Here is a 15,396-nt window from a genome sequence, read left to right on the forward strand (position 1 = left end):
AGGGTCAGGACCTTGTTATCGCTCAGGAAGCGGTCTTTTCCGGACGGGGCACGATCAGGGTGGGAATGCGTGAGTCGCGCAGCACGTTTTTGGCCACGCTGCCGAGCAGGGTATGAAACCAGCCTTTTTCGTGGGCGCCCATGATGATCAGATCGCACTCCAGCTCCTTTGAACGGGCCAGAATGGTCTGCTCCGGGTAACCTTCCACCACCTCACAGCCGACAACCTTGCTGCGCAGGGCCTGTTCTTCCGGGGCGATATGCTCCCAGAAATAATCCTGGCGTTCCTGCAGCTGCTCCTTGGCGTGGTTCAGGCGCTGATGCAGAAACTCTTCCCGGCTGCTCTGGTTGAGAATATAGGATTGCAGGGCGAGCTTTTCGTCGCTGGACAATTGCTCCACCACCTTGAGGATATGAATATCGGCACCGGTTTCCCTGGCCAGGTAAACGGCATACTGAAAGGCATAGGATGCGTTCTTGGACAGATCGGTGCAATACAGGATTCGGTTGACTTTTGGCAGCATATGGCACTCCCTCGCTGGAATGGTAGTTCACACTGTTCAGCATAGTTGCCGAACCATGACATCATAATGATACTGCCGGCGCATCCGGGTATTGACCCCGATCACGCCGGCAGCATTGGCTGGATCGGTTCCTAGTACCCGAGCAGCCTGGGCAGGAACAGGGTGATTTCCGGTACAAAGGCAATAATGAACACCGCCACTACCGAGGTCAGGGCAAAGGGCAGGGCCCGTACGGAGATCTCCTCGATGGAGGTGCCCGACACGCCCGAGGCGATAAACAGGTTTTCGCCCAGGGGCGGGGTCTGGAAGCCAATGGACAGGCAGCACACCACCACAATGCCGAAGTGCACCGGGTCTATCCCCAGGCTGTAGGCCACCGGCAGCAGCACCGGGGTGAGGATCAGAATGGCCGCCAGGGTCTCCATAAACATGCCCACAAACAGCAGGAAGAAGATGATCAGCGCCCAGATCAGGTAGATATTGCTGGTCAGCTCCAGCATGGAGGACGCCACGATCGCGGGGATCTGATTCTCCACCAGCAGCCGGCCGAATACGGTGGCGGTAAACAGGATCAGCAGTACCCGTCCGGTGAGCCAGGTAGTGGTTTCCAGCGAGCGCAGCACATCCTTGATCTTCAGTTCCCGGTGCACGAAAAAGCCGATTATCAGGGTATAGAAGATGGCGACAATGGCCGACTCGGTGGGGGTGAACAGGCCGCTGTAAATGCCTCCAAGAATCACGATGGGAGCCAGCACCGACCAGGTGCCCTTGCGCAGCATGGCCAGAATATTGGCGCCCGACCAGCCGTCTGTGGTGCCGGTGTAGTTCTGCTTTTTACACAGAAAATAGTTCATGGTCAGCAGACCGCAGGACAGCACCAGGCCCGGGAAAAAGCCGGCGATAAACAGCTTGGGAATGGATACCGACTGAAACTGGCCGTGCTCGGCCACCGCCTCGGGGGGCGCCATCAGGCCAATGGCGGAAATACCGAAGATCACCATGGGAATGGACGGCGGGATCACCACCCCCAGACCACCCGATGAGGCGGTAATGGCGGAGGCGTAACCCTTGCCATAGCCCCGTTCGACCATGGCCGGAATCATCAGCATGCCCACGGCGGCGGTGGTGGCGGGGCCGGAGCCGGAAATGGCGCCAAAGAACATGCAGGCCATCACGGTGGCGGCCGACATGCCGCCGGTAAAGGGCCCGGCAAAACTTTCCGCCAGATCCACCAGGCGTTTGGAAATGCCGGCGGCCTCCATCAGGGCGCCGGCCAGAATAAAGGCGGGCAGCGCCATCAGCGGAAAGGAGCCCACCGAGGTAAAGGCGATCTGTACGAACTTGATGGGGTTTTCACCCAGATACAGAAATGACGCCAGCGCCGACACGCCCAGTGACACGCTGATGGGCGCGCCCAGCAGCAGCAGCGCCAGAAAGCTGCCGAACAGGATCAGCACGACGGATGATTCAACCATGATGGACTCCTGCCTTCATCTGATTCTGAGAGGAGGTTTTATTTTCAGGATCTGCCTCTTGGGCATGTTCAGCATCCGGACTGCCCTTGGTCTGCTGTGCCGAGTCCATCAGCTTCTCCACTTCCAGCGACTCGGGATCGCGAATATCAATGCCTTTTACCAGCTTGTAGTAATTTACCTGCAGAATGCGAAAGGTCATCAGGGCAAAGGCGATGGGCAGTATCATGTAGACATATTTCATCGGAAACCCAAGAGTCTGGGATTTCCAGAACAGGTTCATTTTGTTGAACACAAAGTCGTAGCTGAGCCAGACGAAATAGCTGTTGAAGCCCACCCAGATCAGATCGGCCAGGGCCTCGCTCCACACCGCCACCTTGGGCGGAAACAGCTTGAACTGAAAGGTGACCCGGTTGTGGGCCGCCAGCTTGGTGGCGTAGCTGGCGCCGAAGTAGACAAACCACACAAACATGTAGGTGGACAGCTCTTCGCTCCAGGAAATGGAGTGGTTAAACACCTGTCGGGAAATAATCTGTACAAACAGGATCACCACAAAGGTGGCGAGCAGGGTGCTGCAGATCACCCGTTCGATATTTTCGGTAAGTCGGTATATGAATTTGCCAAGGGTCATGGCCTGTTCCTCCCTGATACACACTGCCCCCGAGGCGATCGGGGGCAGACTGGTCGAGCTGCGTAATTAAATGGTGTCGCGGCCCAGGGATTGCAGGATTTGGTTCAGCTTGTCCTTGCCTCCCACCTGGTCGTAATACTTGGGCCAGACCTGGCTGACGGCCTTTTCCATCCATTCCTGTTCGTCGTTGGCAGGCTCGCTGATTTCCATGCCGTTTTTCACCAGCTCGGCCTTGATGCGGTCTTCCTGGGCTACCAGCCACTCGGCGCTGTGCTCGGTGGCGGCCTTGCCGGCAGCCAGAATGGCCTCCTGCACCTCTTTCGGCTGCTCCTGGAACACGGCTTCCGACATGATCAGCGGCTCAATGGAGAACAGGTAGCGAATGTTGGTGATGTATTTCTGCACCTCGTCAAACTTCATCGCAGAGACGGTGATGTAGGGATTGTCCTGACCATCCACCACGCCCATCTGCAGGCCGGTAAAGGTTTCGGACCAGGCCATGGGGGTGGGGTTGATGCCCCAGGCGCGGTAGGTATCGATCATGATCTCATTGTTGGGAACACGAATTTTGAGGCCTTCCAGATCGGCCAGACTGGACACCGGCTGCTTGGAGTTGGTCAGCACGCGGAAGCCGGAGTAGGCCCAGCCCACAATGCGCACACCGGCATCGCGAATGGTATTGTCCACCAGCTGCTGACCGACTTCACCCTGAGTCAGGGTAATGGCGTCATCCAGGCTCTGCACCATGTAGGGCAGGGTCAGTACGCCCACCGAGGGCGAAAAGGGCGTCACGTTGTTAATGGCCAGAATGGAGAAGTCGAGCAGGCCCATGGAAGCGTCGTTGACGGTGGCCTGTTCGTCCCCCAGCTGACCGTTGAGGAACAGCTGAGTATCGTGCTTGCCGCCGGTGCGCTCCTTCAGCTCTTCGGAGAAGGCCTTGCCCAGTTCGTGCTGGGTGCCGCCTGCACCGTCACCGACCGCGACGCGGAATGTCTTCGCCAGGATTTGAGGGCTGGCCATGGCGGCGCCAAGGCAAAGGGCGAGGGACAGGGATTTCACAAAACGTTGCTTGAATATCATGGTTTCTTGCTCCAGTTGTGCAGCCCGATCCAAACCGGGCACATACCTTCCGTGATAACCGGAGTGCGTACACTCCGCGAGACTGGCTCAATGGCTGCCGCTCTGCCCTTGACGGGACTGCCAGGACGGCTGGCTGAGGTGTCCGGCCTTGTTAAAAGCCTGATACCATCTTTGAATGAGACTGTTAAATTAGTTAGGGCCACTTGTGTTTTCAGGCTGGGTCCAGAATTAAAATCTTTCTATATCAATGCTTTGAAATTTACTTTTGTGAACTGCCTGTTAAATCCATGAGCATTGCCGGCCTTGTTCAGCCGGCTTTGCTGTCGCGCAGGGTTCGTCCCAGCAGCGCCAGAATTTCATCGAAAATCCGGTTGTCGGGATTGTGTTCCAGATCCAGCAGCTGGTTGTGCCGGTAATAACGGCTCAGATCCAGCCCGACCCCCAGGGAGCACAGCCGAATGCGTTGCTCCCGTTCAAGCCGGTCGGCCACGGCAATCAGGTGACTGTCGAGAATGTCCTGGTCGTTGCACTGGCGGGTGGCGGTGTCCATGGGGCAGCCGTCGGAGATCACCAGCAAAATGCGCTCGTCGGTGTCTTCGGCCAGCAGCCGCTGCTCCGCCCACAGCAGCGCCTCGCCGTCCAGTCCTTCCCGGAACATGTCGCCCTTGAGCAGGGCGGCCAGGCTGCGCCGGGCCCGGCGCCAGGGGGTGCCGGCGTCCTTGTACACCAGGTGGCAGCGTTCGTTGAGCCGCCCCGGATTGGCTGGCCGGCCCCGGCGCTGCCATTCCTTCAGCGGCTTGCCGCCGTTCCAGTGGCCGGTGGTAAAGCCCAGCACTTCGGTGCGGGCGCCGGTGCGCTCCAGGGCCCGTACCAGCAGATCGATCAGCATGCCAATCTGCTCCATATGGGTTCTCATGGAGCCGGAGTTGTCCACCAGAATGGTGACGGTGGCATGGGCGCGCCATTCGTCCCTGGGTTGTTTGAATACTCGGCGATCGGCCTGGCTGGTGACCAGAGTGGACAGCCGGCGGCCATCGAGCCGGCCTTCTTCCTCACCAAAGCGCCAGCCATCGTCGTGCGGCCGGGCCAGCAGCCGGCGCAGCTTTTTGGTCAGGCCGTTGAGGTTGAGACCCTGCTCACGAATGCGCAGATCCAGCTGCTCACGCAGCCGCTCCAGCAGTTCGGGGCGAACCTTTTTGTCCGCCTGCCATTCCTTGTCGTACTGGCCGGTAAAGATGCGGTAGCCGGTTTCCCCATCGCTGCTTCGGGTGACGGCGCCGCCGGCCTGACCGCTGCCGTCGTCGCCGTCACCGCTCAGATCCAGCAGCAGGCCAAAGCCGTTGCCCACTTCTTCCAGCGCATCCTGGGTCTGCTCACCGTCGGCCAGCTGCTGCTGCAGATCCTCAACCAGTTCGTTGACGGTGAGGGCGATGGCCAGCGCCTGTTCGGCGTAGGCGGCCTGATCCTCGCGATGACGCCGGATCCGTCCAAAGGGCTGGCCGATCTCCCGCAGCAAAAACATGCGCGTTGACTCGATCAGCATTTCGGTGCCCTCGTCGATGGGGCCACCACCCAGCTGTACCCAGCTCATCATCGACAGGGTAAACAGCAGCAGCCCCAGGTGGCTTTCGGTCTGGCCCGAGGCCAGAAAGCGGTTGCTCCAGGCACTGAAACGATAATGCAGGTTGCGGCGGCTGCCCGGATGGTGGGCGGGCACCAGGGATTCGACACGAAGCTGCTCCAGCAGCTCAAACACCAGCCGGGCCACCGGCGGCGCCGGCAGCCACTGACGGTGTAGCTCGGGGTCGTGATGGCGCAGGCGCAGGGCAATGGCATCGGCCACCCCCCGGCATGAAGCCCAGTCGTCCTGACTGGAGTCCAGCTGCAGGTGGGGGGCGCGCAGCGGGTAGGCCTTGCCCTGCCATTCCAGCCGGTGGCCCCGGTAACGCACCTCGGTCTGGGCCGACTGGGCCCGGATCAGGGCGGCGCACAGCTCTTCCAGCCGCTGCTGGCGTCGCGCTTCGGCGGCCGGATCCAGGGGAGTGTTGGATGAGGCGGCCATGGTTCAGATCGCCGTCAGCTGCAGGGCTTGCGGTTCGGCCAGCTCCTGATCGAAGCAGCGCTGATAGTATTCGGCCACCAGCGGACGCTCGGCCTCGTCGCATTTGTTGAGAAACGACAGCCGGAATGCCAGCGCGGTATCGTTGAAGATCTCGGTGTTTTCGGCCCAGGCGATCAGGGTGCGGGGCGACATCAGGGTGGACAGATCCCCGGCGGCAAAGCCGGCCCGGGTGAGCTCGGCCACCGCCACCATCTGGCTTATCAGTTCATGGCCGCGGGCATCGTTGTAGCGGGCTACTTTGCCCTGAATGATGCTGATTTCGTCTTCCCGGGGCAGGTAGTCGAGCTTGGCGACTATGTTCCAGCGATCCATCTGGGCCTGGTTGATCTGCTGGGTACCGTGATACAGGCCGGTGACATTGCCAAGCCCCACGGTGTTGGCGGTGGCGAACAGCCGGAAATGCGGGTTGGGCGTGATCACCTGGTTCTGATCGAGCAGGGTGAACTTGCCGTCCTGCTCCAGAATGCGCTGAATAACGAACATCACGTCCGGGCGGCCGGCGTCGAACTCGTCAAAGATCAGCGCCACCGGCCGGCGCAGGGCCCAGGGCACTATGCCTTCCTGAAAGCGGGTGATCTGCTTGCCTTCCTCCAGCACGATTGTGTCCTTGCCCACCAGATCCAGGCGGCTGATGTGGCCGTCCAGGTTGACCCGCACACAGGGCCAGTTGAGGCGGGCGGCCACCTGCTCGATATGGGTGGACTTGCCGGTGCCGTGCAGGCCCTGCAGCAGTACCCGGCGGTTGCGGGTAAAGCCGGCCAGAATGGCCAGGGTCACGTCCGGGTTGAAACAGTAGTTGGGATCGATATCGGGTACGTGCTCGTCCCTGTGCTCGAAAACCGGCACCTGCATGTCCACGTCGAGGTTGAACAGCTCGCGCACCGGGCGCAACTGGCTGGGATGGTCGTGAAGAAGATCGGTCATGGCACTGGCCTCACTGGCAACGGCTGAAAGTAAAAAAAGTGTTAACACACTCTAACCCTCACCCCTGCCCTGAACAGGGCCAGTTAGGCGCCGGCCATATGGCCAGTACGCCCCTCAGTCTTCCTGCTTTACGTCCAGTTGCTGGCCCGGCGGCCGAATATGGCACTCCCTGAAAATGCGTGCGGTGCAGGTGCGGCACACCTCGGCATCCAGCTGATCATAAATACGGTGAATGGCCTGCCCCTTGTTGATAAACACATGGTCCCGGCGAATTTCGTCGAGGCGGTTGTTGCGCAGCAGAAAGCGCAACACGCCTTCCCGCAGGTTGCACAGATACAGATCGCCGCCCAGCTCGCGCCGGCGTTCGGCCTCCTGCACCAGCATGTCGGCACCCACCATGTCGACGAAGTTGATGCCGTTGCCCACGATCAGCAACCGGGGCTCACGAATGGCCTGCAGGTATTCCTGCACATGGTTGACCGCGCCAAAGAACAGGGATCCCTCAATGCGGATCACTCGAAGCTGGGGGCAGTAGGGCAGGCGGCGGCGCTCGGCATTGACGAAAAACGGGTGCTTGCTGTCCGGGTCGGGCAATATCGACACCACCCGGGGGGTGGAAGTGCGCTTGAGGTAGAACACCAGCGACAGTATCACCCCGGTATAGATGGCGAACTCCAGCTCCACCAGCAGGGTGGCGGCAAAGGTGGCGGTGAGCACGGTGGCCTCGGAGCGGGCGGCGCGAATAATCAGCCTGATATGACGAAAGTCGATCAGGTTCCAGGCCACCACCAGCAGCAGGCCGGCCATGGCCGGGCGGGGCAGCCAGGTGGTGATGCCGGGGGCCAGCAGGATGATCAGCAGCAAAAAGCCGGAGGCGAAGATGGCCGCCATGGGGGTGCGGGCCCCGGAGGTATAGTTGATGCCCGAGCGGGTAAAGGAGCCCGACGAGGCATAGCAGGAGAAAAAGGCGCCCACTATGTTCGACAGCCCCTGGCCGATGAACTCCTGATTGTCGTCCAGACGCTGATGGGAGCGGCTGGCAATGGCCCGGGAGATGGCGGCGGCTTCCACCAGCCCCAGCAGGCTGATGGCCAGGGCCCCCGGCGCCAGGGCGCTGATGCTGGCCAGGCTGAAGTCGGGCAGGCTGAGGGGGGGCAGGCCGGCGGGAATGGCGCCCACCAGGGCAATATGCTCATGAGCGGGGTCAAGCAACACCGCCAGGCCACTGGCCAGGGCCAGGGCGATCAGCATGTTGGGCCAGCGCGGCCGCCAGCGCTTGATGCCCACACAGGCGGCCACGGTAAACAACGCCACCGACAGGCTGTAATAGTCCACCTCTTTCAGATGGTGCAGCAGCTCCCACCAGGTGCCGGTGACACTGCCGTTATTGTCGACGGTAATACCCAGCAGGGTGGGCATCTGGCTGGAGGCGATGACCACGGCGGCACCGGCGGTAAAGCCGATCACCACCGACTGGGACACAAAATTGACCAGCACCCCGAGCCGGGCCAGGGCCAGCACCAGCTGAAACACCCCCTTCATCAACGTCAGGGTCAGCGCCAGGGCGATAAAGGTGGCGGTGCCGGGCTCGGCCAGCGGACTCACCGAGGTGAACACCACCACCGACATGGCGGCGGTAGGGCCGGAGATCAGGTGCCAGGAGGAGCCAAACAGGGCGGCGATCACCGCGGGAATAATGGCGGCATAGAGGCCGTATTCCGGTGGCAGGCCGGCGATCAGGGCATAGGCCACCCCCTGGGGCAGCACCACAATGGCGTTGGTCAGACCGGACTGGGCATCGGCCCGCAGGCTGGCGCCATTGACCATGGGCCACCAGCCGAGAAAGGGCAGCAGGCGCTGCCAGCGTGAAGCCTGGCCGGCTTTCGGCTCGGGCATGGGAATCCTCCCTGGTTCCATTCAGCATGAAGAACTGGCCGTTGCCGGCCGGTTAACAAAACAATAACGTCGGCGAAAAGTGTGATGTCGAGTGTCACCATTGCATTGAGTATACCAGCCGATATCGTCCATGAGGGCGTGGTGAGTCCGGCACAAGGAGCCGTGTGATGACCTTTGTTTCCTTTGATCCCAGTTCGGGCCGTGTGCTGGCCCATCATGCCTGCCTGAGCGACGGCAGTCTGGAGCAACAGCTGTGCCTGGCTCATCAGGCCGCACAGCAGTGGCAGCAGGAGTCACCCGCCGAACGGGCGGCGCTGCTGTACCGGCTGGCATCGGCACTGTCGGCGCAACGGGAGCGTCTGGCCCGGGAGCTGTGCCTGGAAACCGGTACCCTGCTGGCGGACTGCCTGCGGGAAGTGGAGCGCTGTGCCGAGGAGTGCGCCTATTTCGCCGCCAACGGCCAGGCCATGCTGCCCTCGGCCCGCAGCCAGGTCAGCCAGCGGCCGCTGGGACTGATGCTGGCGCTGACCGCCGGTCCGGCTCCCCTGTGGCAATGCTTCCGCTTGCTGGTGCCGGCACTGATGGCCGGTAACGGCATGTTATTGAAACCGGCAGAGCATCTTTCCCGTTTTATCGGACTGCTGGAGCGGCTGCTGGCCGCTGCCGAGGTACCGGAAGGCCTGGTGCTGCCACTGCGAATCTCCAAGGAGCAGGTGGCCGGCCTGGTGGCGGATCCACGTATTGGCGGACTGGCCTACAGTGGCGAGCACAAGGGCGGCGCCGCCATGGCTGCCCTGGCCGGCGAGCACCTCAAGCCGCTGATCCTGGAGCTGGCCGAGGCGAGTCTGCAGTTGATCCTGGACGATGCCGAGCTGGAGCCGGCGGTGGAATCGGTACTGAACAGCTGCTTCCGTTACCGGAGCAGCTGGCGCCAGAGTGAGGGAGGGGTGCTGATCACTCCCGGGCTGGCAGAGCCGTTTCTGGAGCAGCTGACCGCCAGACTGGCGACACTCAGACCCGGCCGGCCCGACGACAGCGAAGCAGAGCTGGGCCCGCTGGCCAAAAGTGGCCAGCGGGAATGGCTGGAGCGCCAGCTGCGCGAGGCAGAGCGCCGGGGAGGCCGTATTCGCTGCGGCGGCTATTTGCCCGATGAAGACGGCTGGTTTTATCCACCGACCCTGATCGAGGGCAGCGAGCCGGCCATGACGCTGTTTCCCGCCTGGCCTGCCGGACCCGTGAGCGGGGTGCTGCGCGTGCTGGACGACAACGCAATGCTGGCCCTGTGCCGGCAGTTGTCCCCGGACGGCGTGGCCTCCATCTGGACCCGGGATCTGGCCCGGGGCGAGCGGCTGGCCCGGGCCCTGCCCTTTGATCTGTGCCGGATCAACCCGGATCCCTATCAGCAGCGGCACTGGCCACCTCGCTCCGAGCCGGCCCAGCGACGGGCCCTGAAAGACTTTTGCCGGGCCAAAACGGTATTGGTCTCGGCCTGATCCGGGCCGGCTGGCGCCACCGGCAAAAGCAAACTGGCCCTGTTCATTTTTACCGCGCCGGGATAGAATTGGCGGCCTGTTGCTCGATCCGGCCGCCATGCCGGAGCTGCTCAAGGAAGAAAGTCAGAGGCAACAGTTGCTCCGCAAGAGTGCGGGGTTAAGTTGAATCATGAACTTCCGAGCGAGCAGCAATGACCGAACAGTATCCGACCCTTACCCAGATGGGTATTACCTCCTTTGACAATATCAGCCGCTATCAGCTTCGCCGTGAAGGCCGGGCGGACGTGCTCAAGATTTATTACCACAGACCCAAGGGTTCGCTGTTGTCGCGCAGCAAGAAATTCACCTTTGCCCGCCCCAAATCACTGGGCCCGGTGGAGTTTCAGAAAACCGAACAATGGCACCAGCTGGAAGACACCAGCCCGGTGCTGCGCCAGGCGTTGCTGGAACTGCATCAGTTACTGGGCAGTGAAGTGCGCACCGATGAGACCACTGCCGACACCAAGCAGCAGTTGCTGGCGGATCTGGAGCACATGGAGCGGGTGATGCAGGACAAGCTGGACGAGCTGCGTCGCCAGATAGAAGCGCTGAAGTGAGCGGCGAAAATCGTCATTCCCGCGAAGGCGGGAATCTATAAATCCATTCACTTGTCATGGACCCCCGCCTGCGCGGGGGTGACAAATTATATGGGATCAGGCCTGAGCCGCCTGCTGCTGGCGCAGCATGGATTCCGCCATTTTCTTGCCAAACAGCTCCATCACAGCGTCTTCGTCGTCGCTGGCTTCCTGCAGGGCCGCCACCATGGCTTCCAGGGTGGGCTGGGTCTTTTCCACCAGCTGCTGAACATACTGCTCCGCGCTGACGCGGGTCAGGGCCTCGTATTCTTCAAACAGTGCCGCGAGCTCCGGGCTCAGTTCCAGGGTAAGAGAATTTGCTGCCATGACGGCTCCTTGTCTTGTTGTAATGATCACAGGTAGTGGTTCCCACTCTAGAAGTGCTCCAGCCCCGGCATTAGCACCAGCCGGCGGCATTCAATAGGGCCAGCTGGTCTTATGTGTTACTTTTAACTGGCTCTAACACTGGTATATATAATTCGCTAGCCTTCGGTTAATATAATGTAAATGAATTGTTCGCAAACCGGAGGTTGTTATGAGTCAGACTTATCCCACGCTCACCGCCATGGGCATTGAGGACACCGACTGTATCAGCCGTTTTCGCCTGCGTGATGCCGAACAGCACAAGGAGCTGAAGATCTGGTTTGAGCGCGATGCCGGCTCCTGCCAGCCCGCGAGTCTTAAATTCAGCTTTCCTCTGGCGATTGATCGGGAGCAGGCCCGGACCCTGGATGCCGCCATCGAGGAGCTGGAGCAACTGCTGGGCCGGGAAAGCTCCCGGGAGCGGCTGCTGCTGGAGCTGGGCCGGTTTGAACAGGTGATGAACGACAAGATGACCGAGCTGCGCCAGCGCATGAGCCGGCTGGCGGGGTGAGCTTCTCTGTCATTCCGGCGAAAGCCGGAATCTTTTCAAGGCAGGCAGCAAGATACCGGGTCAAGCCCGGCATGACGGGACACCGCCAACAAAAAAAGCCACCGCGAACGGTGGCTTTTTGCGTTAAGGGGTTGTGCGCTTACATATAGATAAACTTGGCCACGAAGATGGCGCTCAGCACATAGACACCGATGGATACCTTGCTGGCCTGACCGGTGGCCACCTTGAGTACGGTATAGGCCACAAAGCCCATGGCAATGCCGTTGGCAATGGAGAAGGTCAGCGGCATCATCAGTGCGGTCAGCGCCGCCGGGGCCATTTCGGTGTAGTCCTGCCAGTCGATATTGGCCAGGCTGCTCATCATGGCAAAGGCCACATAAATCAATGCGCCGGCGGTGGCGTAGGCGGGCACCATGCCGGCCAGTGGCGCCAGAAAGATGGACAGCAGAAACAGCGCGGCTATGGTCACGGCGGTGAGACCGGTGCGGCCGCCGGCAGCCACGCCGGCGGAGCTTTCCACATAGCTGGTGACCGGCGGGCAGCCCACGAAGGTGCCCAGCACCGATGAGGCACTGTCGGCCTTGAGGGACTTTTTCAGGCCCTCGATGCTGCCGTCGGGGCGGCGCAGGTTGGCGCGCTCGGCCACGCCCATCAGGGTGCCGGCGGTGTCGAACATGTTCACGAACAAAAACGACAGGATCACGGTCACCATGGCCACATCCAGCGCACCCATGATGTCCAGTTTGAACAGGGTGGGAGTGAGGCTGGGCGGCGCGGCGAAAATGCCGTTGTATTCCACCAGGCCCATGCCCAGACCGATCAGGGTGGTGCCGAGCACGCCGATCAGCACGGCGCCGAATATTTTGCGGTGGGCCAGCACCGAAATAATCAGAAAACAGGCGGCGGCCAGCCAGGTATTGGGATTGGTAAAGTCCCCCAGGCTCACCAGGGTGGCGGGGTTGTCCACTACTATGCCGGCGGTTTTCAGGCCAATCAGGCCCAGAAACAGGCCCACGCCCGCTGTCATGGCGTAGCGCAGAGACTGGGGAATGGCGTCGAGCACCCATTCCCGAATCTTCCAGAAACTCATGGCGGTAAAAATGATGCCGGACCAGAACACGGCCCCCAGGGCCACTTCCCAGCTGTAGCCCATTTCACCGACCACGGTAAAGGCAAAGAAGGCGTTCAGGCCCATGCCCGGCGCCAGCCCCACCGGCCAGTTGGCGTACAGCCCCATAAACAGGGTGGCCACGGCCGCACCAATACAGGTGGCCACGAACACGGCGCCCGCGTCCATGCCCGAGCTGGCCATGATGGTGGGGTTGACGAAAATAATGTAGGCCATGGTAATAAAGGTGGTCAGACCGGCCACCAGCTCGGTTTTGACCGTGGTGCCATGGGCGCTGAGTTTGAACAGTCTGTCCAGAAATCCCGAAGACCTCGGGAGGGATTGAGAGGTTGGCTCGTGCTTGGCGTGTTCCATACCGGAAGTCCTCGTGGGTAGTTTGCAGACTGCTCATGCCGCCGGTCGTTCCCTGAACCGGCGGCATGAGCAGGAGCCGTCTGCGCCCTTTTAGCTACCGCGGTAGGTAGAGTAGCTGTAGGGTGAGATCAGCAGGGGTACGTGATAGTGCTCTTCGCCTTCGGCAATACCAAAACGGATAACCACGTCATCCAGGAACGCCGGCTCGAGCAGTTCAATACCTTGTTTCTTGAAGTAAGGAGAGGTGTGGAATACCAGCTGGTATTTGCCGGATACGTAGTCGGCACCTTCCAGGATGGGCGCATCGGTACGGCCGTCGTGGTTGGTGTAAACGGTGTTGATCAGCGTGGTTTGCTCGCCGTCGACCTTGTACAGCTCAACCTTGATGTCGGAGCCGGGCAGGCCCTTGGCAGTATCGAGTACGTGAGTAGTCAGTCTTCCCATTTTCAAGTTACCTTGCGCATTACTGCGTCTTCAAAGTCCAAGGTACTGCCGACGGAGTACGCCGGCAGAAGTGTTTTTACATCAAGATAACTGACGCGTCCACATCTCTTTAACATCAAGATATATTTTTGGCGCGCCAGTTCACACTTTTCAATGTGGAGGTCTTGATTCATTGCCGATTGTCTTTCCTTTGGCGCCGCAAAGCAAGAATTCCGGACCGCTCCCGATACAAAAACTAAACCAGTCATTTACATAAGTTGATTTTATTGTATACAATGGGAAGATTGTGACGACCGTCAAACTCTCTCTTCCGGCTGTTCTCGGTCGGTATATAACCCGTTGTTTTTTAGGAGTTTTCCGATGAGCCAAAACAAAGACTACCCGCGCGACCTGGTCGGGTATGGTGCCAACCCTCCTCATCCCAAGTGGCCCGGTGATGCCCGTATCGCCATCAACTTTGTACTGAACTACGAAGAGGGCGGTGAGCGTAACGTGTTGCACGGCGACGGTGAGTCTGAAGCCTTCCTGTCCGAAATGCCGGCAGCCGTAGCTTTCCCCGATGCTCGTCACATGAGCATGGAGTCCATCTACGAATACGGCAGCCGCGCCGGTGTATGGCGCCTGCTGCGTCTGTTCAAGCGCTACGACATTCCGCTGACCATCTTCGCCGTGGCTACTGCCATCGAGCGTTATCCGGAAATCGCCAAGGTATTTATGGATGAAGGTCATGAGATCTGCTCTCACGCCTACAAGTGGATTACCTACCAGTTCATGAGCGAAGAAGAAGAGCGCGAGCATTACCATAAAGCGATGGAAATCTTCGAACGCGTCTGCGGCCAGCGCCCGCAGGGCTGGTATACCGGTCGTGACAGCCCCAACACCCGCAAGATTGTGATGGAAGACGAAGGCATTCTGTATGACTCCGATTCCTACGGCGACGACCTGCCTTACTGGGTAGACAACAATGGCAAAGGCCACCTGGTGATCCCCTATGTAATGGACACCAACGACATGCGCTTTGGCCAGGGTTGCTACAACAACGGTGAAGAGTTCTATCAGTACCTGAAAGACGCCTTTGACGTACTGTATGAAGAAGGCGCCGAAGCGCCCAAGATGCTGTCCATCGGCATGCACTGCCGCCTGCTGGGCCGTCCGGGCCGTATGGCCGGTCTGGAGCGTTTCATCAAGTACGCCCGCAGCCATGACAAGGTGTGGTTCACCCGCCGCATCGACATCGCCAAGCACTGGCACGAGCACCATCCCTACAAAGGAAACAAGTAATGAGCCTGTTCAAAACCTGCAAGCCCAGTGCCATGGGCCGCGACGAATTCGTCAAGACGTTCGCCGACATCTATGAGCACTCCCCCTGGGTGGCCGAGCAGACCTTTGACCAGGGCCTGACCGAGGCCGACAACGAGATCGAAAAACTGCACGCCCGCATGAGTGGTGTGCTGCTGAACGCCGACAAGCAGGCCCAGCTCGATCTGATCAATGCTCACCCGGATCTGGCCGGCAAGGCCGCTCAGCGCGGCGAGCTGACCGAAGCCTCCACCAACGAGCAGGCCGGCGCCGGCATCAGCGAATGCACCGCGGAAGAGTTTGAGCGCTTCACTTACCTGAACAACGCCTACAAGGAAAAATTCCAGTTTCCTTTCATCATGGCGGTAAAAGGTTCCAACCGTCACCAGATCCTGGCGGCGTTTGAAGAGCGTATTCACAACGACTACGACACCGAGTTTGATCGCGCCGTTAAAGAGATCAACAAGATTGCCATGTTCCGCCTGAGCGACATGTAATCCAACCGGCGGGGCGCGTTCGTGCCTCGCCTTTCTTTCTTCTT

Annotated in this window: 15 protein-coding genes; 5 read left to right on the top strand and 10 right to left on the bottom strand. The window is 60.3% G+C overall.

Annotated elements, in window-relative coordinates; genetic code table 11:
• Positions 1-22: 22 nt before the first annotated feature.
• The 7 genes from DA373_RS08180 to DA373_RS08210 all read right to left on the bottom strand — a co-directional run bounded on the left by DA373_RS08180 (position 23) and on the right by DA373_RS08210 (position 8,648).
• Positions 23-523 carry a universal stress protein gene (locus tag DA373_RS08180; RefSeq protein WP_107851823.1) on the bottom strand — a complete coding sequence of 167 codons (501 nt, stop codon included), beginning with the start codon at positions 521-523 and terminating at the stop codon, positions 23-25.
• A 131-nt stretch (positions 524-654) separates the two neighbouring features.
• The gene (locus DA373_RS08185; RefSeq protein ID WP_107851824.1) at positions 655-1,998 is read right to left on the bottom strand and encodes a TRAP transporter large permease; all 1,344 of its coding nucleotides are present in this window, start codon (positions 1,996-1,998) and stop codon (positions 655-657) included.
• On the bottom strand, positions 1,991-2,626 hold the full coding sequence (locus DA373_RS08190) for a TRAP transporter small permease (protein ID WP_107851825.1): 636 nt from the start codon (positions 2,624-2,626) through the stop codon (positions 1,991-1,993). The genes DA373_RS08185 and DA373_RS08190 overlap by 8 nt, the downstream gene beginning before the upstream one ends.
• Positions 2,627-2,692: 66 nt before the next feature.
• A complete protein-coding gene (locus DA373_RS08195) occupies positions 2,693-3,706 on the bottom strand; it encodes a TRAP transporter substrate-binding protein (RefSeq protein WP_107851888.1) in 1,014 nt (337 codons plus the stop codon).
• Positions 3,707-4,013: 307 nt separating this feature from the next.
• Positions 4,014-5,768, bottom strand: a complete 1,755-nt coding sequence (locus tag DA373_RS08200; protein WP_107851826.1) for a cobaltochelatase CobT-related protein — start codon at positions 5,766-5,768, stop codon at positions 4,014-4,016.
• Positions 5,769-5,771: 3 nt separating this feature from the next.
• Positions 5,772-6,752: an AAA family ATPase gene (locus DA373_RS08205; RefSeq protein ID WP_107851827.1), complete on the bottom strand. Its 981-nt coding sequence runs from the start codon at positions 6,750-6,752 to the stop codon at positions 5,772-5,774.
• A 114-nt stretch (positions 6,753-6,866) separates the two neighbouring features.
• The gene (locus DA373_RS08210; protein WP_107851828.1) at positions 6,867-8,648 is read right to left on the bottom strand and encodes a SulP family inorganic anion transporter; all 1,782 of its coding nucleotides are present in this window, start codon (positions 8,646-8,648) and stop codon (positions 6,867-6,869) included.
• Between the two features lie 167 nt (positions 8,649-8,815).
• On the opposite strand from DA373_RS08210, the gene DA373_RS08215 reads away from it, so the two are divergent.
• Positions 8,816-10,141 (top strand): aldehyde dehydrogenase family protein, encoded by a 1,326-nt coding sequence (locus DA373_RS08215; RefSeq protein WP_107851829.1) that lies wholly within the window; start codon positions 8,816-8,818, stop codon positions 10,139-10,141.
• A gap of 191 nt (positions 10,142-10,332) precedes the next feature.
• Positions 10,333-10,737 (top strand): DUF3461 family protein, encoded by a 405-nt coding sequence (locus DA373_RS08220; RefSeq protein WP_107851830.1) that lies wholly within the window; start codon positions 10,333-10,335, stop codon positions 10,735-10,737.
• Between the two features lie 96 nt (positions 10,738-10,833).
• Here the strand turns inward: DA373_RS08220 and DA373_RS08225 are convergent, their stop codons facing one another.
• Complete coding sequence (locus DA373_RS08225; protein WP_107851831.1) at positions 10,834-11,082, bottom strand: hypothetical protein; 249 nt, start codon at positions 11,080-11,082, stop codon at positions 10,834-10,836.
• Between the two features lie 208 nt (positions 11,083-11,290).
• Here DA373_RS08225 and DA373_RS08230 point away from each other — a divergent pair, with 208 nt between their 5' ends.
• Positions 11,291-11,629: a DUF3461 family protein gene (locus DA373_RS08230; protein WP_107851832.1), complete on the top strand. Its 339-nt coding sequence runs from the start codon at positions 11,291-11,293 to the stop codon at positions 11,627-11,629.
• A 139-nt stretch (positions 11,630-11,768) separates the two neighbouring features.
• On the opposite strand, the gene DA373_RS08235 is transcribed toward DA373_RS08230, so the two are convergent.
• Both DA373_RS08235 and uraH read right to left on the bottom strand, forming a co-directional pair.
• Entirely contained in the window at positions 11,769-13,112 is a 1,344-nt protein-coding gene (locus DA373_RS08235) for an NCS2 family permease (protein WP_107851833.1), read from the bottom strand.
• Positions 13,113-13,202: 90 nt separating this feature from the next.
• On the bottom strand, positions 13,203-13,556 hold the full coding sequence (gene uraH, locus DA373_RS08240; RefSeq protein ID WP_107851834.1) for a hydroxyisourate hydrolase: 354 nt from the start codon (positions 13,554-13,556) through the stop codon (positions 13,203-13,205).
• A gap of 360 nt (positions 13,557-13,916) precedes the next feature.
• On the opposite strand from uraH, the gene puuE reads away from it, so the two are divergent.
• Complete coding sequence (gene puuE / locus DA373_RS08245; protein ID WP_107851835.1) at positions 13,917-14,837, top strand: allantoinase PuuE; 921 nt, start codon at positions 13,917-13,919, stop codon at positions 14,835-14,837.
• On the top strand, positions 14,837-15,352 hold the full coding sequence (uraD, locus tag DA373_RS08250; protein ID WP_107851836.1) for a 2-oxo-4-hydroxy-4-carboxy-5-ureidoimidazoline decarboxylase: 516 nt from the start codon (positions 14,837-14,839) through the stop codon (positions 15,350-15,352). The genes puuE and uraD overlap by 1 nt, the downstream gene beginning before the upstream one ends.
• Positions 15,353-15,396 lie beyond the last annotated feature (44 nt).

It is taken from the genome of Oceanimonas marisflavi, assembly GCF_003049725.1.
GTDB classification, from domain to species: domain Bacteria; phylum Pseudomonadota; class Gammaproteobacteria; order Enterobacterales; family Aeromonadaceae; genus Oceanimonas; species Oceanimonas marisflavi.